The following is an 18,748-nucleotide window of genomic DNA, read 5'->3' on the forward strand; positions in this document are numbered from 1 at the left end:
GGCTACGCGAACGGGTCGGCGGTGAGCGTGTACTTCGTCTCGAGGTACTCCGTGATGCCCTCGGCGCCACCTTCGCGCCCGAGCCCCGAGTACTTCCACCCGCCGAACGGCGCCGCGGCGTTCGACACGACGCCCACGTTGAGCCCGAGCATCCCGGTCTCGAGCCGCTCGATCATGCGCTGCCCGCGCGCCAGGTCCCGCGTGAACACGTAGGAGACCAGGCCGTACTCGGTGTCGTTCGCGAGCCGCACCGCCTCGTCCTCGTCGTCGAACGGGACGATCGCCAGGACCGGCCCGAAGATCTCCTCGCGCATCAGACGCGCGTCGGCCGGGACGTCCGACAGGACCGTCGCGGCGTAGAACGTGCCGGGACCCTCGAGCCGCGAGGCACCCGTGCGCACCGTCGCGCCGCGCTCCACGGCGTCCGTGACGAGCTCGTCGGCCTTGGCGACCGCGTCGTCGTCGATCAGCGGACCGATCGTCACGCCGTCCTGCGTCCCACGCCCCGTCCGGAACGACGAGACCCGGTCGGTGACGCGCCGCGCGAACTCGTCGGCCACCGAGCGGTGCACCAGGAAGCGGTTCGCGGCCGTGCACGCCTGCCCGATGTTGCGGAACTTCGCGGCGATCGCGCCGTCGACCGCGGCGTCCAGGTCGGCGTCGTCGAACACGAGGAACGGCGCGTTCCCGCCGAGCTCCATCGACGTGCGCAGCACCCCGCCCGCCGCGAGCTCGAGCAGGCTCTGCCCCACGGGCGTCGACCCGGTGAACGACAGCTTGCGCAGGCGCGGGTCGCGGATGACCGCCTCCGAGACCGGACCCGTGGCCTTCGTCGTGATCACGTTGACGACGCCGTCCGGGACGCCCGCCTCCTGCAGGAGCTGCGCGACGAACAGCGTGGTCAGCGGCGTGAGCGACGCGGGCTTCACGACGACCGTGCACCCGGCGGCGAGCGCCGGTGCGATCTTGCGCGTGGCCATCGCGAGCGGGAAGTTCCACGGCGTGATGAGGAAGCACGGGCCCACGGGATGCTGGCTGACGATCATCCGCCCGGTGCCCTCGGGGTTCGGGCCGTAACGGCCCTGCACGCGCGGCGCCTGCTCGGAGAACCAGCGCAGGAACTCGCCCCCGTACGTGACCTCCGCGCGCGACTCCGCGACCGGCTTGCCCATCTCGATCGTCATGAGCAGCGCGACGTCGTCGGCGCGGGCCATGAGCAGGTCGAACGCGCGCCGCAGGATCTCGGCGCGCTCGCGGGCGGGCGTGCGGGACCACGCGGGGAACGCCTCGACGGCGGCGTCGAGCGCCGCGGTGCCGTCCTCGACCGTCGCCGAGGCGACCTCCTTGACCACCGACCCGTCCGACGGGTCGTGCACGGTGAACGTCCCGCCGTCGGACGCCGCCCGCCACTGCCCGCCGATCAGCAGCCCGTCCGGGACGCCCGCGAGCAGCCGTGCCTCCCCGCCCGCTGCCTCCCGGTCCGCCGTCGTCTGGTCACTCATGGGACTCCCCCGTCACCGATCGCTGGCCTCCCGATCGTAGGTCGCCCCCCTGCCCGCCGCCCGCGCCGCCGGAACCGAACCCCGCGAGCGCGGTAGATCGAGCCCGAGCGCGGGTCTCCCACGAGCGCGCTCGAACGGGATCACCCGCGCTCGCGGCCGGCTCGGCGCGCCGCCCGGAGCGACGTCCCCGCCACGGGCATCGGTGCCAGGACCAGGCGAGCGCGGGTGATCGGTCACGAGCGCGGGTCGGAAGGGACAGCGCTCGCGCCGGATCACCCGCGCTCGTGCCGGGTCACCCGCGCACGGGGGTGACCCCGTGGGTCAGCGGGGGCGGGCCTTCGGGTCGAGGCGCAGGGCGTCGCGCATCGTGAAGAACAGGTCCGTCTGGTCCGTCAGGCCGACGACGTTGGCGGCCCACGGCCCGTACGCGGCGACGCGGAGCTGGCTGCCGGTGTGCTGCTGCGAGCCGCCCGCCTCCGAGGTGCCGTACGCCACGGTCATGTTCTTGCCGTCTGCCGTGATCAGCGTGCGGGTCAGGCCGGGCGTCGTCGAGCCGCCGGACACGATCTGGCTCGAGTGGGCGTGGTCGGCCGTCACGACGACGAGCGTGTCGCGGTGCTTCTTGGCGAACGCCAGGGCGACCTGCACGGCCTCGTCGAGGTCGACCGTCTCACCGATCTGGCCGCACGGGTTCGCGGCGTGGTCCTGCTTGTCGATGCTCGCGCCCTCGACCTGCAGGAAGAAGCCCTTGCGGGCGCGCGGCTCGTCGAGCAGGTCGATGGCCTTCGCGGTGAGCTCGGCCAGCGTCGGGGCGGAGCCGTAGGCGGGGTTCGGCGTGCAGCGCACCGCCGGCTCGCTGCCCCCGGTGCGGGTCGCGAGCGGCCCGGTCCAGCGCACGGGCAGGTTGCCCGACGCGAACAGCCCGAGCACCGGACGCTGCTGGTCCGCCGAGCGGACCTTCTTCAGGCCCTCCTCGTCGGTCACCACCTGGTACCCCCGCGCCTGGGCCTGCTGCAGGAGCGTCTTGCCCGCCCACGCGCCGGCGACCGCGGTCTCGCCGAACGACTTCGCCCCACCGCCGAGCGTGACGTCCGCGCGGGTGGCCAGGATCTGCTCGGAGATCGAGCCCAGGCCGCCGTTCTCGAGCGCGTTCGTCGGGCAGGTCTTCGTCGTCGCGACCGGGCCGTAGCAGGACCGGCTCGTGACGTGCGACGCGAGGACGGCGGGCGTGGCGTCCTGGATCTCGGCCGTCGTGACGTTGCCCGTCCGCAGGCCGTTCGCGCGCGCGAGCTCGAGGATCGTGCGCTGCGGCGCGCCCGTGACGTCGACGGAGACCGCTCCGTTGTACGACTTCGTGCCCGTGGCCCACGCGGTGCCCGACGCGGCCGAGTCGGTGACGTAGTCCGGCTTGCCGTCCGCCTTGTCGAGCGCGTACGTCGTGTACTGGCCGGTCAGCGGGAGGGCGTCGATGCCGGCGAACCGGCCGGCGGCACCCAGCGCGTAGTTGCGCGCGACGGTGATCTCCGAGTCACCCATCCCGTCGCCGACGAGCAGGATGACGTTGCGGGCATGACCGCCGACGAGCTGCTGGCGCAGCTGGCGCGTCTGGTCGCCCGAGATGCGGCGGGCGTCGCCGTGGCCGGTCAGGTCCGCGGTCGCGGCCCAGCCCGCGGCGCCGCCCGCGGTCAGGGCGAGCGCGATCGTCGCGACGGCTGCGGGGCGCAGCATGCGTGTCCTCATCAGGAGACTCCTCGATGACGTGGTGGCCCGGCGGTGCGCGCGGGCACGACGAGTCCACTGACGCCAGGTGGCGTCCGGGTGACGTGCGCGCGAGCGCGCGACGACGGTCCGACCAACACCCCGAGCCGGCCGCGCGAGCGCGCGTGATCGGCCGCGAGCGCGCGTGATCGGGCGCGAGCGCGCGTGATCGGGCGCGAGCGCGGTCCGGCCCGACCCGCGTTCGCGCCCGTTCGACCGCGCTCGGCCCGGGCTTCCTCGCTCGGGACGTGTCGACGGACCGTCCGTTGCGCGGGTCGTCGGAAGCGCCCGCGGGGCACAGGGTGCGGGTCTACGCTCGCGGCGTGTCCGGCGGTGGCTCGCGTGCTCGCCTCCTGGCGGCGCTCGCCCTGGTGTGGGTGGCGTCGCTCGTGCGGCTGCGCGCGCTCGCCGAGACGTGTCTCCCGCCCGAGACGCTCGAGCGGCTCACGCTGCACCTGACCTCGGTGGCGCGTGCCGTCGGGTGCGCGCAGGACCAGGGCGGGTCGCCGCCGGTGCTGCGGGCCGCCGTGCTGGGTGTCGCGGCGCTCCTGCCGTTGCTGCTGCTGACCGAGCTGCTGCGCGCGGCGCCGGTCGCGCTGCTCGTCGTCCCGTGGCGGGCGTTCGTGCGTCAGCTCGTCGGGATCCTGCCCGAGCCGGTGCTCGTGCCGGCTCTCGCCGACGCGCGTCGGGCTCCCTCGTCGTACGTGTCGGTGCGGTCCGCCGTCGGGCACGTCGACGCCTGGTCGCACCGGGGACCGCCGCGGCTCGTCTGAGCCCGCGCCGTCCATCCCCGTACGTCCGACCACAGGAGCTTCGCCATGCCGTCATCCCCGTCCCAGTCGACCCCGCAGCCGTCCTCGCGTCCGTCCTCTCAGGCGTCCGCGCGTCCCACCCGTGACCAGCGCCGAGAGCTGGCGCGGCAGCAGGCACGTGAAGCACGTCTCCGCCAGGAGCGCGCGGCCCGGCGCACGCGCGTCGTCGTCATCGGCGTCGTGGTCCTCGCGGTCCTCGGGCTCGTCGCCTCGATCGCGTTCGCGGCGGTGCGCGCGCGTGAGGGTCGCGTCAACGCCGCCGACGTGCTCTACCCGGGCGACACCCCGGCGCTCACCGAGGTCACCGTCCCCTCGACCGCCGACCCGACCACGGGCGCCATCCCGGTGAGCGCCGCGGGCGTCGGGGAACGAGGCGACGGAGCCACCGTGGACGTCTACCTCGACCCGATGTGCCCGTGGTGCGGCGTGCTCGAGCGCACGAACGGCGAGGATCTCGCCGAGCTCGTCGCGCAGGACGGCGTCACGGTCGTCTACCACCCGGTCGCGATCCTGGACGACGTGTCGCAGGGCGGCGTGTACTCGACGCGTGCCGTGAACGCGCTCGGCGTGGTCGCCGACCGCGCGCCCGAGGCGTTCCCCGCGTTCCTCACCGCGCTGTTCGCCGAGGGCACGCAGCCGAAGGAGGGCACGACGGGCCTGGACGACGACGCGCTCGCCTCGCTCGCCGGGGACGTGGGCGTGCCCGACGACGTCGTCGAGACGCTCACCGCACGCACCGACTCCGGCCGGACGTTCGCCGGGTGGGCCGCGGCGACGGCTCCGCTCATCCCGCCGAACAGCAGCGGCCGCGCGGTGACCCCGACGGTCCTCATCGACGGCCAGCGCTGGGAGGGCGACTTCACCGTCCCCGGCACGCTCCGCGCCGCCATCGAGTCCGCCCACCGCTGACCCGCCCTCCCACGAGCGCGGGTGGTCGGGCCCGAGCGCGGGTGATCGGGCGCGAGCGCGGTGCTCTCTGACCCGCGCTCGCGTCCGTTCTACCGCGCTCGCGGGTTGGGGCACTGCTCGCGTGGGCTTGATCGCGAGCGCGGGTGTTCGGGCCCGAGCGCGGGTGATCGGGTGCGAGCGCGGTGCTCTCCGACCCGCGCTCGCGCTCGTTCTGCCGCGCTCGTGGGTGGGGGGTCGGCGTGGGTGTGTCGCGCTCGTGACGTGGGGGTCGGTCTGGGTGTGCCGTGGTCGCGGGTGGGCGGGCCCGGGTCAGGTGATGAGGACCAGGGTGCCTGCGGGGACGCGGTGCCACAGGACGTCGAGGACGTCGTCGGAGACGCGGATGCAGCCGTTCGAGACCTCGCCGCGCGAGCGCAGTGTCGTCGTGTGGAACGCGGTCGCGGACGTCCCGGTGCGCTTGTCGTAGTCGTCCATGGTCTCGCTCTGCGTCGAGAGCAGGATGACGCGCGGGGTCGTGGTCCCCGGCTGGTCCCAGAACGTGCCGACGACGAACTGCGGCGCCGTCGGGGTGGGACGTGACGACGAGCCGGTGGCGAGCACGGGGTGGGTCGTGACGTCGCGGCCGTCGTCGATCGTCACGGTCTGCGCGGCCCGGTCGACGGTCACGCGCCAGTCCGTGCCTGCGCGTGCGGTGTCGGACGCGCGGACCCACGCGGTGCGGCCGTTGACGCGCGTCGGGTCCTGGCTGGGGAGCGCGCCGCGCGCGGCGACCATCACGCGCAGCCACCCGTCACGCGCGTCGACCACGGGCACGACCGTGCCGACCCCGAGCGTCCGCGCGGGCAGCACGCCCACGGGCTCGCCGTCCGGTGCGTCGTAGGCCGCGGTGTCCCGCACGACGAGCGCGGTCCGCCACCGGCCGAGCGACGGGTCGTCGTTCTCGAGCTGGGTGAGGCCGTCGAGCCCGAGCAGCCCGGGGACCACGTGCACCGGGTCGATCGTCGTGAGCGTCGACAGGTCCGGGCGCGGTTCGGGGGAGGGGGCCGCGGACTTGGCGACCGTGACGTCGTCGTGCACGACGACGACCGCCGCCTCACCCGACGAGGTCGGCGGCGTGGCCGGGGCAGCGCACCCGGCCATCAGGACGACGAGCAGCGCGGCGGCCCAGGGGTGCGCGCATCGGTGCTGCGTCGTGACCTGCACGGATCCTCCTCGTCGTGCTGGGCCTCGCCCGAGGTGCCCGGGATGTCCTCTCATCGTGCCTCACCGAGCGCGGGCGCACCCGGACGTCCGAGGATGCCGCGGTGCGGTCGGCGAGGCCGGGGACCGCGGGCCTGCGACGGGACGAGGACCGTTGACTAGGCCGTTCGGGTGGTCCGAAATGTCCGATCTTGCGGTCATCCCGACCCGGCCGGACGATGGGCGCACGTGGCGCCGTTGACGTCACCGAGCGCGCGTGCCCGCCGGCGCCCGCGTCCCCGACCGACGACGAGGAGACCGACGTGGCCGAGGAGCTGATCTCTCCGATCCGGCAGGGCGCTCACGACATCGCGGTCGAGCGCGAGCGCATGCGCCGCCGCCGCGTGTACCGGCTCGCGGCGGTGATCCTGCTCGCCGAGGCGTGGGTCATCACCGCGGCGCTGCTGGACCGGCCCGTGCTGCCGCGGCTGCCCGCGATGGACCCGTTCCTCGTGACGATCGTGATCTTCTTCGCGGCGATGCTGCTCATCGTCGTCCTCACGACCGTCGGCACGTCGCGGTCGCCGCACCTGGTGTACCGGCCCGAGCAGGTCGACGTGCGGCTCGACGACGTGATCGGCATCGACCCGGTCAAGGAGGACGTGCGCCGCTCGATCGACCTGTTCCAGACGCACCGCCGGTTCGCCGACCAGATGGGCGGCACGCCGCGGCGCGGGCTGCTGTTCGAAGGGCTGCCCGGCACGGGCAAGACGCTGACCGCCAAGGCGATGGCCGCCGAGGCGGGAGTGCCGTTCCTGTTCGTCTCCGCGACGTCGTTCCAGTCGATGTACTACGGGGCGACGGCCCGCAAGATCCGCGCGTACTTCCGCGCGCTGCGCACCACCGCGCGGCGCGAGGGCGGGGCGATCGGGTTCATCGAGGAGATCGACGCGATCGCGCTGCGGCGCGGCGGGATGCTCGGCGCCGCGCCGTCGGGGGTGCCGTCGGCGGCGTCCGCGTGCGTGTCGTCGTCGTCCGGTCCGCTGCCGGGCCTGCGGGGGACGACGACGAACGCGGTCATCTCGGAGGGCACCGGCGGGGTCGTCAACGAGCTGCTCGTGCAGATGCAGTCGTTCGACGAGCCGACAGGCCTCGACAAGCTCGTCAACCGGATGATCGCGGCCGTGAACCTGCTGCTCCCGGGGCACAAGCAGCTCAAGCAGCGCCGACCGGGCCGTGCGCCGATCCTGCTCATCGCCGCGACGAACCGCGCCGACTCGCTCGACCCGGCACTCCTGCGTCCCGGCCGGTTCGACCGGCACCTGACGTTCTCCGCGCCCGACGCGCACGGTCGTCGGGCGCTCGTCGACCACTTCCTGGCGCGCCGCTCGCACGAGGTCTCGCTCGACGACCCGGTGCTGCGCGACCGCATCGCGGCGGCGACCAACGGCTGGACGCCCGTGATGGTCGAGCACCTGCTCGACGAGGCACTGGTCAACGCGCTGCGCCGCGGCTCGACCACGATGTCGTTCCACGACGTCGAGCAGGCGCGCATCACCGAGATGGTCGGGATCGGCCAGCCCGTGCGGTACACCGAGGCCGAGCAGCGGCTGATCGCGACGCACGAGGCCGGGCACGCGACGGTCGCGTGGCTCGTCGCGCCGAACCGCACGCTCGAGGTGCTGACGATCATCCGCCGCGGCGACGCGCTCGGCCTGCTCGCGCACAACGACTGCGAGGAGGTGTGGACGCACTCGCAGTACGACCTGCAGGCGCTCGTGCAGATCGCGATGGGCGGGTGGGTCGCCGAGGAGCTGTTCTACGGGCACACGTCGACCGGCCCCGCGAGCGACCTGGCCGCCGCGACGCGTACCGCCGCGCAGATGGTCGGCGCCGCGGGGATGACCGGTTCGCTCGTGTCGTTCCTCGCGGTCGACCGCGACCTGGTCTCCGCGGTGCTCGCCGACCACGCCTCGCGCGAGCAGCTCGAGGGCGTGCTCGACGAGGCCCGCTCGAGCGTGCGGCGTCTGCTGTCGCGCAACCGGCACCTCGTCGAGGCGCTGCGCGACGCGCTGCTGGAGCGGCACGAGCTGATCGGGCCGGAGATCACCGACGTGCTCGAGCGTGCGCAGTCGATGGCGGAGGTCCGCGCGGCGCGGCCCGTCCTGGCCCAGGCGGTGGCCGGCCGGATCGGCACCAGCCCGGCCGCCTGACCCTGCCCGGACGGGCGCGCGGTTACCCTGCGGGCGTGCCCGAAGGTCATACGGTCCACCGCATCGCCCGCCAGCTCGACGCCGACCTCGTCGGACGGACCCTGCGCGTGAGCTCGCCGCAGGGCCGGTTCGCGGCCGGCGCCGCGCGGCTCGACGGCCAGACGCTGACCCGCTCGTCGGCGGTCGGCAAGCACCTGTTCCTGGAGTTCGCCGGCGGCGACGTGCTGCGCGTGCACCTGGGCCTGTACGGCGCGTGGGACTTCTACGGGCGGCTGTCGTCGATCGTGCCCGGCGAGTCCGCGTGGGGGTCGCTGGGCGCGCCGCGGCTGCGCCGCGCGGTGCGCATGGGCGAGGACGAGCGTGAGTCACCGGCCGACGAGGGCGGGCTCGTCGCGGGCGTCCCGCACGACGACGCACTGTTCCCGCCCGAGCCCGTCGGCCAGGTGCGGGTGCGGCTCGCGACCGACGAGACCGTGGCCGACCTGCGTGGGCCGTCGGCGTGCGAGGTGCTCGACCCGGCGGAGGCCGAGGCGGTCGTCGCGCGGCTCGGACCGGACCCCGCCACCGAGACCGACCTCGAGGCCGCGGGCGCCGAGATGGTCCGGCGTGTGCGCACGCGCGGCGTCCCGGTCGGCCAGCTGCTCATGGACCAGGCGGTCGTCGCGGGGATCGGCAACATCTACCGCGCCGAGCTGCTGTTCCGTGCACGGCTCGACCCGTGGACGCCCGGCAAGCAGGTGCCGCACGACGTCGCGCTCGGGCTCTGGGAGGACTGGGCGCGGCTGCTGCCCGACGGCATCGCGACAGGCGTGATGATCACGCGCGAGGACCTGAGCCCCGACGAGCGCCGCCTGGCGCTGACCGACAAGATGCTGCGCCACTGGGTCTACGGCCGCGCGGGATTGCCCTGCTACCTGTGCGGCACACCGATCACCGTCGAGGACATGGCGACCCGCAAGCTCTACCACTGCCGCACCTGCCAGACCCGCCCCTGACCCTCGTCGCCCGGGCCCGGCGACCCGCCGGCCGCGCGAAGTCGTCAGAAGCAGGGTGGGTCGTCAGCAACACCTGACGACCCCGAGTTCTTCTGACGACGTCGCGGGGTGCTGACGACCCCGTGCCAGCGGTGAGAGGCGGGGCGGGTCGGGGGCTCGGGCACGGCATGATCGGGGGATGGATCTGCGAGTGTTCACCGAGCCCCAGCAGGGGGCCACCTACGACGACCTGCTCCGCGTCGCGCGCGCCACCGAGGACCTGGGCTTCGACGCCTTCTTCCGCTCCGACCACTACCTCGGCATGGGCACCGACGGCCTGCCCGGCCCGACGGACGCGTGGACGACGCTCGCCGGCCTGGCGCGTGAGACGAGCCGGATCCGCCTCGGCACGCTCGTGTCGTCGGTCACGTACCGCTACCCGGGCATCCTGGCGATCCAGGTCGCGCAGGTGGACCAGATGTCGGGCGGGCGCGTCGAGCTCGGCCTCGGCACCGGGTGGTTCGAGGCGGAGCACCGCGCGTACGGCATCCCGTTCCCGGCGAAGCGGTTCGGTCTGCTCGAGGAGCAGCTCGAGATCGTGACGGGCCTGTGGGGCACGCCGGTCGGCGAGAAGTACGGCTTCGCGGGTGAGCACTACACGCTCGAGGACTCGCCGGCTCTGCCGAAGCCCGTGCAGCAGGTCGGTGGCCGTCCGGGTGTCCCGGTGATCGTCGGCGGCAACGGCCCGGTGCGCACGCCCGCGCTCGCGGCGCGGTTCGCGAGCGAGTTCAACCTGTCGTTCCCCGCGTTCGACACGGTCGCGGACAAGTTCGCACGGGCCCGCGCGGCGTGCGAGGCGGTCGGCCGCCCGGCCGACGACCTGGTGCTCTCGGCGGCGTTCGTGCTGTGCGTCGGCAAGGACGAGGCGCAGGTCGCGCAGCGCGCCGAGGCGATCGGCCGTGAGCCCGACGAGCTGCGCGAGCACGGCCTGGCGGGGACGCCGGGTGAGGTCGTCGAGCGCCTCGCGTGGCTGCGCGAGCAGGGCGCGACGCGCGTCTACCTGCAGGTGCTCGACCTGGCCGACCTGGACCACCTCGAGCTGGTCGCGAACGAGGTCGCGCCTCAGCTCGGCTGAGCGTCGCGCTGGTGCTTGAGCCGCGGTTCGGGCACCAGCGCACCCTCGTCGGACGACCCGACGACGGACACCGCGTAGTGCGGGGCGCGGGCCTCGCGCACCAGGTCGAGCACGACGAGCGCCGTGAGCACGACGAGCGCGAGGTTGCGACCCGCGAGCAGCAGCGTCATCGCGACGCCCTCGCTGGTGATCTGCGGGTAGCCCCACGGGAAGATGAGCTGCGTCGCGCCGGCGATCGCGGCGACGAACCACGCGGTCGCCCGCCAGCCCGGCAGACGCAACGCGAGCGCGACGGCCACGGGCGGTGCGATCCACCCGATGTACTGCGGTGACCCGACCTTGTTGAGCACGATCAGCAGCGTCGCCACCAGCAGAGACCCGCGGACCAGGAGCTGGGCGCGTGCCGTGTCGTCGGACCACAGGCGCGGGCCGAGGCGCCGCGCGCACCACCACAGGAACAGCCCCGCGAGCGCGATCCCGACGACGAACAGCACGCCGAGCGTGTCCGACGCGCCCTGCGCTCCCGGTCCGTGCACCTCCCACGTGATGAGCTCGGCGTTGAGCTCGACGTTCACGTCGCGGTCGACGAGGCTCGCGAGCACCCACGGCGTCGCGCCGACGGCCTCGATCTGCAGCCCGCGCTCGTCCTGCTCGGTGAGGAACGACAGCAGGTGCTCGCGCCCGCCGGCGAGCACGACGAACGCGACGACGCCCGCGCACACGAGCGCGGCGGGCAGGACCACCTCGCGCCACGGGCGTCGGACCACGACGACGAGCGCGAGCAGCAGCGCGCCGGGCGCGGCCTTCACCCAGGCGCCCGCGGTCAGCAGCGCGGACGCCACACGCGGGTGGCGCAGCGCGACGACGAGCGCCCCGATCACGACGGGCGCGACGACCGCGTCGAGCCGCCCCATCGCGACCGGGCCGAGCAGCGCCGTGAAGCCGATCCACCACCACGCACCCGCGGTGGTGCGCTCGATGTGCCGGTGCCCCACGACCCGCGGCGCGTGCAGCAGCGCCACGAGACCCACGGCGTTGAACGCCGTGGCCCACAGGCTCCACGCGAGCGCGTACCCGGACGTGCTGTCCGCGCCGCCCGTCGCCGCGGTGAGCATCGGCACGAGCGCCCCGACGGGGTACACCCACGGCCCGTCCAGGACGGGCCACGTGCCCTGGTGCAGGCCCTGCCACATCCACCAGCGGTACAGGTCGAGGTCCCAGAACGTCTGGGCAGGTCGCAGGTACACGCCGAGCACCAGCAGCCACGCGTGCACGACGAGGAACGCGAGCCACACGGTCGGCGTGGAGCGGAGCAGGCGGTGCAGCGGGGCCTCCGTGCGGGCGGGCCCCGTGGTGCGTGGGGCGGTGGCGGGCGGTGACTAGTCCAGGCGCTCGACGGGCGGGATGACCACGCCGGACTGCGGACCCGTCGGCGGCATGATCGTCGGCCGGTTCGCGCCCCCCCCGCTCTCCCTCGTCGCCTGCCTCGGTCTCGTCGAGCGCCGGCGGAGCCACGGGTTCGGTGGCCTTCACCGGGTCGGGCGCGCCGCCCGAGACCACGTGATGGGGCACCGGCGGGGTGAAGGTCTCGTCGTTCTCGGACATCTCGGCCTCCCGATCGCAGCGGACGTTACCGCACGACGATGTCACGTGGGCGTTTGGCCTGCGCGTCGAACGCGGACCACTACCCTCCGTCACGGGGGTCGAGGCGGTCGTCGACCGCCTCCGGGTGGCAGCGAGCCGGACGACGAACCGGCGCAGGAGGAGGACTGACGTGGCGGCTGAGGTCGACCAGCGCGGACGCTGGTTCGGGTGGACGGTGCACGGTGACGGCAAGACCATCTCCCCAGGTGCGGTCGTCGCTCCCGACGAGCGCCTCTCGTGGCCCCGCACCATCGGGATCGGCATGCAGCACGTCGTCGCGATGTTCGGCGCGACGTTCCTGGTGCCGCTGCTGACGGGCTTCTCGCCGCAGACCACGCTGTTCTTCTCGGCGATCGGCACGCTGGGCTTCCTCCTGATCACGCGCAACCGCGTGCCCAGCTACCTCGGGTCGAGCTTCGCGTTCATCGCGCCGATCGCCGCCGCGAGCGCCAGCGGGGGCCAGCAGGTCGCCGTCGGCGGGATCCTCGTCACCGGTGTCGCGCTCGCGCTCGTCGGCCTGGTCGTGCACGTCGTCGGGACCCGGTGGATCGAGCTGACGATGCCGCCCGTGGTGACCGGCACGATCGTCGCGCTCATCGGCTTCAACCTCGCGCCGGCCGCGTGGGGACAGAACGAGGACAGCGGCTTCCGCGCGGCGCCCGTCACGGCGCTGTGCACGCTCGGCGCGATCATCCTGTGCTCGGTGCTGTTCCGCGGCATCCTCGGCCGCCTGTCGATCCTCGTCGGTGTCCTGATCGGGTACGTGGTCGCGGTCATCCGCGGCGAGGTGAACTTCGAGGCCATCGGGCAGGCCCAGTACGTCGGTCTGCCCGAGTTCGTCACGCCGCGCTTCGAGGTCGGCACGCTCGGCCTGTTCCTGCCCGTGGTGCTCGTCCTCGTCGCCGAGAACATCGGCCACCTGAAGTCCGTCACGGCCATGACCGGGCGCGACCTCGACGACGTCACCGGTCGCGCGCTGTTCGCGGACGGTGTCGCCACGACGCTGGCGGGCGTCGGCGGTGGTTCCGGGACGACGACGTACGCCGAGAACATCGGCGTCATGGCCGCGACGCGCGTGTACTCGACGGCCGCGTACTGGGTCGCCGGCTTCACCGCACTGCTCCTGGCGCTCTCGCCGAAGTTCGGCGCGGCGATCGCGACGGTCCCGCCCGGCGTCATCGGCGGTGCGGCCACGCTGCTCTACGGGATGATCGGCCTGCTCGGCGCGCGCATCTGGATCCAGAACAAGGTCGACTTCTCCGACCCGGTGAACCTGACGCCCGCCGCGGTCGCGCTCGTCATCGGCATCGCCGACTTCACGTGGCACTGGGGCCAGCTCACGTTCACGGGCATCGCGCTCGGCACGGCCGCCTCGATCGGGATCTACCACCTCATGCGGGTCATCGCGCGGTGGCGCGGCACGACGCACGAGCCCGCGTCGCCGGCGTCCGCACCGGGCGGTGACGAGCACGCGGTCGAGGAGGCCGCGGCGCACTGACGCCTCGCACGACGAACGCCGCGGGTCGGCTCCCTGATCGGGGGTCGGCCCGCGGCGTTCGTGCTGTGCTCGCTGGTGCTGTGCTCGCTCGTGCTGGTGCGGGTGCCGTGCGCGGTCCGTGTGGTGGGCGGGTCGTCAGCCCTCGGTCGCGGGCGCCTGCGTCGTCGCGGCCGCCGTCGGCACGGGTGTGCAGCCCTTGGGTGCCACGAGCGGGGTCTCCGGGTCGAGGGTCACCTCGTCGGCGGGCAGCGGAGCTGTGAACTGCGAGCCGAGCGTGATGTCGACCTCCGCGGTCTTGCGACCGTCGAGCACGAGCACCGGGTCGCTCACGTGCGCGGCGACCGTGTACGCGGCGGCGATCCCCGAGACGCCGAACGAGATCTGGGCGGTGCCGGCGAACGCCGGCTGGTTGCCGGTCTCGCCGGCCGCGAACCCGCGGTCGGTGAACGCCTTCTGCGTGCTGGCCGCGAGGCCACCGGTGTTCGTCGAGTTGTAGACGTTGAGCGTGATCTCGCCGTAGGGGACGGGCAGCGCGCCCTCGGGCGGGCACGGGAACGCGCGGTACGTGGGCGTGGGAGTCGGCTTCGCCTGGAACTCCTCCTCCACGAACGGCAGGCTCAGGCTGCCGGTGTAGACCGCGGCGGCACCGAGGCCGATCACGGCGAGCGCCGCGAGCAGCACGCCGAAGACCACGGCCTGGCGCTCGCGCATGTGCCGGCGTCGCAACGCCCGCGCGCGGTCGGCGTCGCTCACTCGATCACCAGCACCCGCGCGTGCAGCACAGGACGCTGCTGCAGAGCCGCCCGCACCGCCCTGTGCAGGCCGTCCTCGAGGTACATGACCCCCTTGAACTGCACCACGTGCGCGAACAGGTCGCCGTAGAACGTGGAGTCCTCGGAGAGCAGCGCGTCCAGGTCGAGCGTGCGCTTGGTGGTGACGAGCTCGTCGAGCCGCACCTGGCGCGGCGGGACCTCAGCCCACTGCTTCGCCGTCTCGAGCCCGTGGTCCGGGTAGGGCCTGCCCTCGCCCACCGCCTTGAAGATCACGGGGACACTCTAGAGGGCGAGCCGCCGTTCGCCGGACCTTCACCCGCCGCCCGTCGACCCCTTCGGGTGACTTCGGCCGACGACGCCGCAGCCGTCACGTGGTGGTCTGGGTCGCGTCGGCGATCGAGTGCCTGCCCGCGGAGTCGACCGACAGCGCCAGCCGGATGGTGCCGGTGGTGCCGTCGTCCCAGCGCGCCGTGCCCTCGCACGTCAGCACGAGCACGAGCTCGCCCGAGGGCGGTCGCTGCAGGTCCGCGCGCTCGTCGGCCACGACGAACACGTCCGTGACGTCCGCCAGCGCGACGTAGCCCGCCGGCAGGTCGCGGTGCGAGAGCTCGACGGCCTCGTCGACGACCTGCTCGCACGTCACGGTGCGCACGCTCGAGGCGAACTCCTCCTTCTGGGACTGGCTGAGCCAGACGGGGAGGGCGATCGCGGCGAGGATCCCGAGGACGAGCAGCGTCACGACGACGATCGCGACGACGATCAGCGCGGTCTTGCCCGCGGACCGCGACGAGCCCCTGGGCGCGTTCGGGTCCATCGTCACGACCGGCGAGACGTGCTCGGTCCACTGCGTGCCGTCGAACCAACGCATCGTCGCGGGGTTCTGCGGGTCCGGGTACCAGCCGGGCTGGGTCGTCGTCATGGCGTCCTCGTCGTCGGACGCCGTCGGGCGCGACGTCTGGGGTACACGTCGGCACGCAGGCCAGGCGGGTTGAGGACGGGTGGGGACCTCGCTGAGGCCGGTCCGGTCCCGGAGTGCGGTCGGGGACGACGAAGGGCGGGTCCCCCGCAGGGAACCCGCCCTTCGCAGGCCGTCAGAGAGGCTGGATGTTCGAGGCCTGCGGGCCCTTCTGGCCCTGCGTCACCTCGAACTCGACCTTCTGGTTCTCCTCGAGCGAGCGGAAGCCGCTCGTCTGGATGGCGGAGTAGTGGGCGAAGACGTCCGGTCCACCGTCGTCGGGGGCGATGAAGCCGAACCCCTTCTCGGCGTTGAACCACTTCACGGTGCCAGTTGCCATGCGGCCGTTCACTTCCTTGCAGCGGGACGACCCCGGCGGTGCCGGGACCGGTGATCACGGTCTCGTCGTCTGGAGTCCGCCGGGTCGTGCGAGGAGGCGGCGACAAGCGAGGCACTGCGACTACGCGCACCACCGTAGCGGCGGGTGAGCGGTCAAGGGGAGAGGTTTCGTCGGACTCGTTCCCCGGCCGACGCGCGTCGTGCGGCCTGCCGCGGGCGCGTCGCGTGACCGCGGCGGGATCGTCGGGCGGCCGCCTGACGCTCGTCGGGTGCTGGTCGTGCGCTCGTCGTACCCGTGCCACGCCGCCGTACGATCGGCGCGTGCCACCCCGCTCCCCGCTGCCGGCGCGGCACGGTCTTGCCGCCGCGTGGGTGCGCACGCCCGACCGTGACCCCGCGCAGCCGGCCCCCTGGCCGACGATGGGCGCCTGGTTGCGGCAGCGGTTCCCCGAGCACGTCGACGTGGCCGCGATGCTCGCCGACGGTCGGTTCGTCGACGACGACGGTCGCGCCGTCCGCGACCACGACCCCTACCGCCCGCACCGGTTCGTATGGTTCCACCGCGACCTGCGCGACGAGCCCGACGTGCCCGGCGAGCTGCACGTCGTGCACCGTGACGAGCGGCTCGTCGTCGTCGACAAGCCCCCGTTCCTCTCGTCGATCCCCCGCGGGCGGCACGTGCGTCAGAGCGTCGTCGTGCGTCTGCGCGCCGCGCTGGACCTGCCCGAGCTCTCCCCGCTGCACCGCCTCGACCGCGTCACGTCCGGCCTGCTCATGCTCGCGACCGAGCGGCGCTGGCGCGGGCCGTACCAGAGCGTCTTCGAGCGCCGTGAGGTGAGCAAGACGTACTGGGCGCTCGCGCCACTGCGCGACGACCTGGCGCTGCCCGTGGTGGTGCGCAACCACATCCGCAAGGAGCGCGGCGACTGGCAGGCGCGCGTCGTGCCCGACGCCCCGGTCAACGCCGAGACGCTCGTCGAGCTCGAGTCGTCGGTCGGTGACGGCCTCGGCGTCTACCGCCTCACGCCGCGCACGGGCCGCACCCACCAGCTGCGCCTGCACCTGCTGGGCCTGGGCATCCCGATCGTCGACGACCCGCTCTACCCGGTGGTGTGCGACGTCGCCGTCGACGACTTCGCCCACCCCCTGCAGCTCCTCGCCGGCGAGCTGTCCTTCACCGACCCCCTGGACGGCACTCCACGCCACTTCCGCAGCACCCGCCACCTCCCCCTGCGCGCCGAGCCGTGAGCCCGCGTCCGCGCGTGACGTCGTCAGCCGTCCGCGCGAGGTCGTCAGCTTTCCGTGATGTCGTCTGCTCCAGCTGACGATCCCGCCCGTACCTGACGACGTCGCGAGACGGCTCCCTGCGCGCGTCACCGGGCGGTGCGAGGGTGACGTTCATGGAGCGTGGTCCGGAGGCCGACGAGGTGCGTGCACGGTTGCTCGCGATGCGCGCGGACGCGCTGGACCGGGCGGTCGGGCTCGGCGCCGCGAAGTCCGACCTCGTCGAGGCGTCCTGGGGCGCCAACATCGACGACGAGCACGACCCCGAGGGCCAGACCATCGCGTTCGAGCGCGCCCAGGTCGACGCGCTCGCGGCCGACGTGCGCCGCCGCCTCGCGGAGGTCGACGCCGCACTCGACCGACTCGCCGCCGGGACGTACGGCACCTGCGTCGTCGGGGGAGAGCCGATCGACCCCGAGCGCCTGCGCGCGCGGCCGACCGCGACCACGTGCGTCGAGCACGCCGCGCAGTGAGCGGCACCGCCTCTCAGCGTGCCGTCGGGTGAGCGCGGCTGCCGCCCAGCGCGTGGCTGCCGCTCAGCGCGCGGTCCGGTCGAGCACGCCGCGCAGGTAGGCCGCCTGGCCCGCGTGCTCGAACGCGTCCCCGAGGATGCTGACCAGGCGGACGCCGAGAGTCACGGCCGGGTCCCAGCTCTCGTCGACCACGACGTCCAGGTCGTCGTCGGCCAGGCGCTCGACGTACGCGAGCGACGCCGCGGTGGCGTCCGCCAGGTAGCCCAGCAGGAGCTCCGCGGGCGCGACCACCTGCGCCACCTCGTCGGACGTGTGCCCGTACCCGATCGCGGAGTCGTCGAACGGGAGCGCGAACCGCTGCGACCACCCGCGCGACGTCCACACCTGCTCCGTGCCGGCCAACGGCGCGACCTGCCCGTCCTGCTCGCGCGCGATGTGCCACGCGAGCCACGCGAGCGTGTTCGCGTCCGGGTCGAGCCGTCGTGTCAGGGCAGCCTCGTCGGCGCCCTCGATCGCACGCCGCACCAGGTCCTCGATCCGCCCGAACCCGTCCGTCAGGACGTCCTTCGCCTGCATGGCACCTCCACTGTCGTCGGGCGCTCCACGGTAGGCCGCCCGCCCCGGCCGCGCCGCGGGTCAGTACAGCTAGCCGGCACGACAGCCTCCAGCGTCGCGGTCCCGTCGCCGTCCGTCGGTGCGGACCCGAGCACGAAGGTCCGACCGTCGGCCACGAGCACGACATCCACGGACCTCACCGGCGACGCCGCAGCATCACCCTGGTCGGCACATCCCGTTGACGCGTTCTCCACCTTGACGGTCACGTTGTCACCAGCCGCAGCGCTGGTCGACGAGAGCGCGAGCGTCGGCAACGCACACTGCTCCTCCGACTGCGAACAGCCAGCCATGACGAGGACTCCGGCGATGACGCCCATGAGCCCCCAAGCGCGGTAACGGATCATCGTCCGGCTCTCCTCTCTCACGGGAACAGCGCGTTCATGCCGCGCAGATCGCCTGGGCCCAGCTTGCGCTGGCCCGACTCACAACTACCGCTGTAGGGCTTCATGACCTGCAGGGACGACCGGTCCACGTGGTTCAGGCCGAAGACGTGACCGGCCTCATGAGTGGCAACACCTTCGAGGTCATCCCTGCTGCTGCGGCCGCTGGCGGAGGTCGTTGCGCCAAGGCATCGTCCTCGACCGACTCGGTGGCTGACGGGCTTGGCACCTGGGGCGCTGCAACGAGACGGGGCCCGGCCAATGGCCGGGCCCCGTCTATGAACGATGACGCGGGACATCGATGA

Annotated in this window: 19 protein-coding genes; 8 read left to right on the forward strand and 11 right to left on the reverse strand. The window is 73.6% G+C overall.

Annotation, left to right across the window (positions count from 1 at the left end):
• Positions 1-2: 2 nt before the first annotated feature.
• Together CPE01_RS10625 and phoA are read right to left on the reverse strand one after the other, a co-directional pair.
• Positions 3-1,502, reverse strand: coding sequence for an NAD-dependent succinate-semialdehyde dehydrogenase (locus CPE01_RS10625; RefSeq protein ID WP_146806618.1), 1,500 nt, complete (start codon positions 1,500-1,502; stop codon positions 3-5).
• A gap of 321 nt (positions 1,503-1,823) precedes the next feature.
• Positions 1,824-3,242, reverse strand: coding sequence for an alkaline phosphatase (gene phoA / locus CPE01_RS10630; protein ID WP_146806619.1), 1,419 nt, complete (start codon positions 3,240-3,242; stop codon positions 1,824-1,826).
• Between the two features lie 341 nt (positions 3,243-3,583).
• On the opposite strand from phoA, the gene CPE01_RS10635 reads away from it, so the two are divergent.
• Together CPE01_RS10635 and CPE01_RS10640 are read left to right on the forward strand one after the other, a co-directional pair.
• On the forward strand, positions 3,584-4,033 hold the full coding sequence (locus tag CPE01_RS10635; RefSeq protein WP_146806620.1) for a hypothetical protein: 450 nt from the start codon (positions 3,584-3,586) through the stop codon (positions 4,031-4,033).
• A 219-nt stretch (positions 4,034-4,252) separates the two neighbouring features.
• Complete coding sequence (locus CPE01_RS10640) at positions 4,253-4,981, forward strand: DsbA family protein (protein WP_186811500.1); 729 nt, start codon at positions 4,253-4,255, stop codon at positions 4,979-4,981.
• 309 nt (positions 4,982-5,290) lie between these two features.
• Here the strand turns inward: CPE01_RS10640 and CPE01_RS10645 are convergent, their stop codons facing one another.
• Positions 5,291-6,184: a L,D-transpeptidase gene (locus tag CPE01_RS10645; RefSeq protein WP_246783869.1), complete on the reverse strand. Its 894-nt coding sequence runs from the start codon at positions 6,182-6,184 to the stop codon at positions 5,291-5,293.
• Between the two features lie 299 nt (positions 6,185-6,483).
• Between CPE01_RS10645 and CPE01_RS10650 the strand changes: the two genes are divergently transcribed.
• From CPE01_RS10650 to CPE01_RS10660, 3 genes are all read left to right on the forward strand, one after another.
• Positions 6,484-8,373 (forward strand): AAA family ATPase, encoded by a 1,890-nt coding sequence (locus CPE01_RS10650; RefSeq protein WP_246783870.1) that lies wholly within the window; start codon positions 6,484-6,486, stop codon positions 8,371-8,373.
• 35 nt (positions 8,374-8,408) lie between these two features.
• The gene (locus CPE01_RS10655; RefSeq protein ID WP_146806624.1) at positions 8,409-9,368 is read left to right on the forward strand and encodes an Fpg/Nei family DNA glycosylase; all 960 of its coding nucleotides are present in this window, start codon (positions 8,409-8,411) and stop codon (positions 9,366-9,368) included.
• A gap of 178 nt (positions 9,369-9,546) precedes the next feature.
• On the forward strand, positions 9,547-10,482 hold the full coding sequence (locus tag CPE01_RS10660; protein WP_146806625.1) for an LLM class F420-dependent oxidoreductase: 936 nt from the start codon (positions 9,547-9,549) through the stop codon (positions 10,480-10,482).
• Here CPE01_RS10660 and CPE01_RS10665 read toward each other — a convergent pair.
• Positions 10,470-11,777 (reverse strand): glycosyltransferase family protein, encoded by a 1,308-nt coding sequence (locus CPE01_RS10665; protein WP_246783871.1) that lies wholly within the window; start codon positions 11,775-11,777, stop codon positions 10,470-10,472. The genes CPE01_RS10660 and CPE01_RS10665 overlap by 13 nt on opposite strands.
• Before the next feature lie 479 nt (positions 11,778-12,256).
• On the opposite strand from CPE01_RS10665, the gene CPE01_RS10670 reads away from it, so the two are divergent.
• Positions 12,257-13,624, forward strand: a complete 1,368-nt coding sequence (locus tag CPE01_RS10670) for a uracil-xanthine permease family protein (protein WP_186811501.1) — start codon at positions 12,257-12,259, stop codon at positions 13,622-13,624.
• A 135-nt stretch (positions 13,625-13,759) separates the two neighbouring features.
• Here the strand turns inward: CPE01_RS10670 and CPE01_RS10675 are convergent, their stop codons facing one another.
• The 4 genes from CPE01_RS10675 to cspE form a co-directional block, all read right to left on the reverse strand.
• Positions 13,760-14,377 carry a LytR C-terminal domain-containing protein gene (locus tag CPE01_RS10675; protein WP_146806627.1) on the reverse strand — a complete coding sequence of 206 codons (618 nt, stop codon included), beginning with the start codon at positions 14,375-14,377 and terminating at the stop codon, positions 13,760-13,762.
• Entirely contained in the window at positions 14,374-14,670 is a 297-nt protein-coding gene (locus CPE01_RS10680) for a type II toxin-antitoxin system VapB family antitoxin (protein WP_146806628.1), read from the reverse strand. Before CPE01_RS10680 ends, CPE01_RS10675 begins: the two co-directional genes overlap by 4 nt.
• 94 nt (positions 14,671-14,764) lie before the next feature.
• Positions 14,765-15,316, reverse strand: a complete 552-nt coding sequence (locus tag CPE01_RS16445; RefSeq protein ID WP_186811502.1) for a DUF2510 domain-containing protein — start codon at positions 15,314-15,316, stop codon at positions 14,765-14,767.
• Between the two features lie 172 nt (positions 15,317-15,488).
• Entirely contained in the window at positions 15,489-15,692 is a 204-nt protein-coding gene (cspE, locus tag CPE01_RS10690; RefSeq protein ID WP_146806629.1) for a transcription antiterminator/RNA stability regulator CspE, read from the reverse strand.
• Between the two features lie 320 nt (positions 15,693-16,012).
• On the opposite strand from cspE, the gene CPE01_RS10695 reads away from it, so the two are divergent.
• Positions 16,013-16,939 carry a pseudouridine synthase gene (locus CPE01_RS10695; RefSeq protein ID WP_146806630.1) on the forward strand — a complete coding sequence of 309 codons (927 nt, stop codon included), beginning with the start codon at positions 16,013-16,015 and terminating at the stop codon, positions 16,937-16,939.
• A gap of 152 nt (positions 16,940-17,091) precedes the next feature.
• Positions 17,092-17,448 (forward strand): TraR/DksA family transcriptional regulator, encoded by a 357-nt coding sequence (locus CPE01_RS10700; protein ID WP_146806631.1) that lies wholly within the window; start codon positions 17,092-17,094, stop codon positions 17,446-17,448.
• A 63-nt stretch (positions 17,449-17,511) separates the two neighbouring features.
• Here the strand turns inward: CPE01_RS10700 and CPE01_RS10705 are convergent, their stop codons facing one another.
• The 3 genes from CPE01_RS10705 to CPE01_RS17035 are packed head-to-tail and all read right to left on the reverse strand — an operon-like array spanning position 17,512 to position 18,742.
• The gene (locus CPE01_RS10705) at positions 17,512-18,024 is read right to left on the reverse strand and encodes a mycothiol transferase (RefSeq protein ID WP_146806632.1); all 513 of its coding nucleotides are present in this window, start codon (positions 18,022-18,024) and stop codon (positions 17,512-17,514) included.
• Positions 18,003-18,428, reverse strand: a complete 426-nt coding sequence (locus tag CPE01_RS10710; protein WP_146806633.1) for a hypothetical protein — start codon at positions 18,426-18,428, stop codon at positions 18,003-18,005. The genes CPE01_RS10705 and CPE01_RS10710 overlap by 22 nt, the downstream gene beginning before the upstream one ends.
• Positions 18,425-18,742, reverse strand: coding sequence for a matrixin family metalloprotease (locus CPE01_RS17035; RefSeq protein ID WP_146806634.1), 318 nt, complete (start codon positions 18,740-18,742; stop codon positions 18,425-18,427). Before CPE01_RS17035 ends, CPE01_RS10710 begins: the two co-directional genes overlap by 4 nt.
• Positions 18,743-18,748 lie beyond the last annotated feature (6 nt).

Source organism: Cellulomonas persica (assembly GCF_007989825.1).
In the GTDB taxonomy this organism is placed as follows: Bacteria; Actinomycetota; Actinomycetes; order Actinomycetales; family Cellulomonadaceae; genus Cellulomonas; species Cellulomonas persica.

What these genes read in the sequence shown, in the direction of transcription:
- CPE01_RS10625 (WP_146806618.1), bottom strand. Translation starts at nt 1,502, where the DNA reads ATGAGTGACCAGACGACGGCGGACCGGGAGGCAGCGGGCGGGGAGGCA.
- phoA (WP_146806619.1), bottom strand. Translation starts at nt 3,242, where the DNA reads ATGAGGACACGCATGCTGCGCCCCGCAGCCGTCGCGACGATCGCGCTC.
- CPE01_RS10660 (WP_146806625.1), top strand. Translation starts at nt 9,547, where the DNA reads ATGGATCTGCGAGTGTTCACCGAGCCCCAGCAGGGGGCCACCTACGAC.
- CPE01_RS16445 (WP_186811502.1), bottom strand. Translation starts at nt 15,316, where the DNA reads ATGACGACGACCCAGCCCGGCTGGTACCCGGACCCGCAGAACCCCGCG.
- cspE (WP_146806629.1), bottom strand. Translation starts at nt 15,692, where the DNA reads ATGGCAACTGGCACCGTGAAGTGGTTCAACGCCGAGAAGGGGTTCGGC.
- CPE01_RS10700 (WP_146806631.1), top strand. Translation starts at nt 17,092, where the DNA reads ATGGAGCGTGGTCCGGAGGCCGACGAGGTGCGTGCACGGTTGCTCGCG.
- CPE01_RS10705 (WP_146806632.1), bottom strand. Translation starts at nt 18,024, where the DNA reads ATGCAGGCGAAGGACGTCCTGACGGACGGGTTCGGGCGGATCGAGGAC.
- CPE01_RS17035 (WP_146806634.1), bottom strand. Translation starts at nt 18,742, where the DNA reads ATGTCCCGCGTCATCGTTCATAGACGGGGCCCGGCCATTGGCCGGGCC.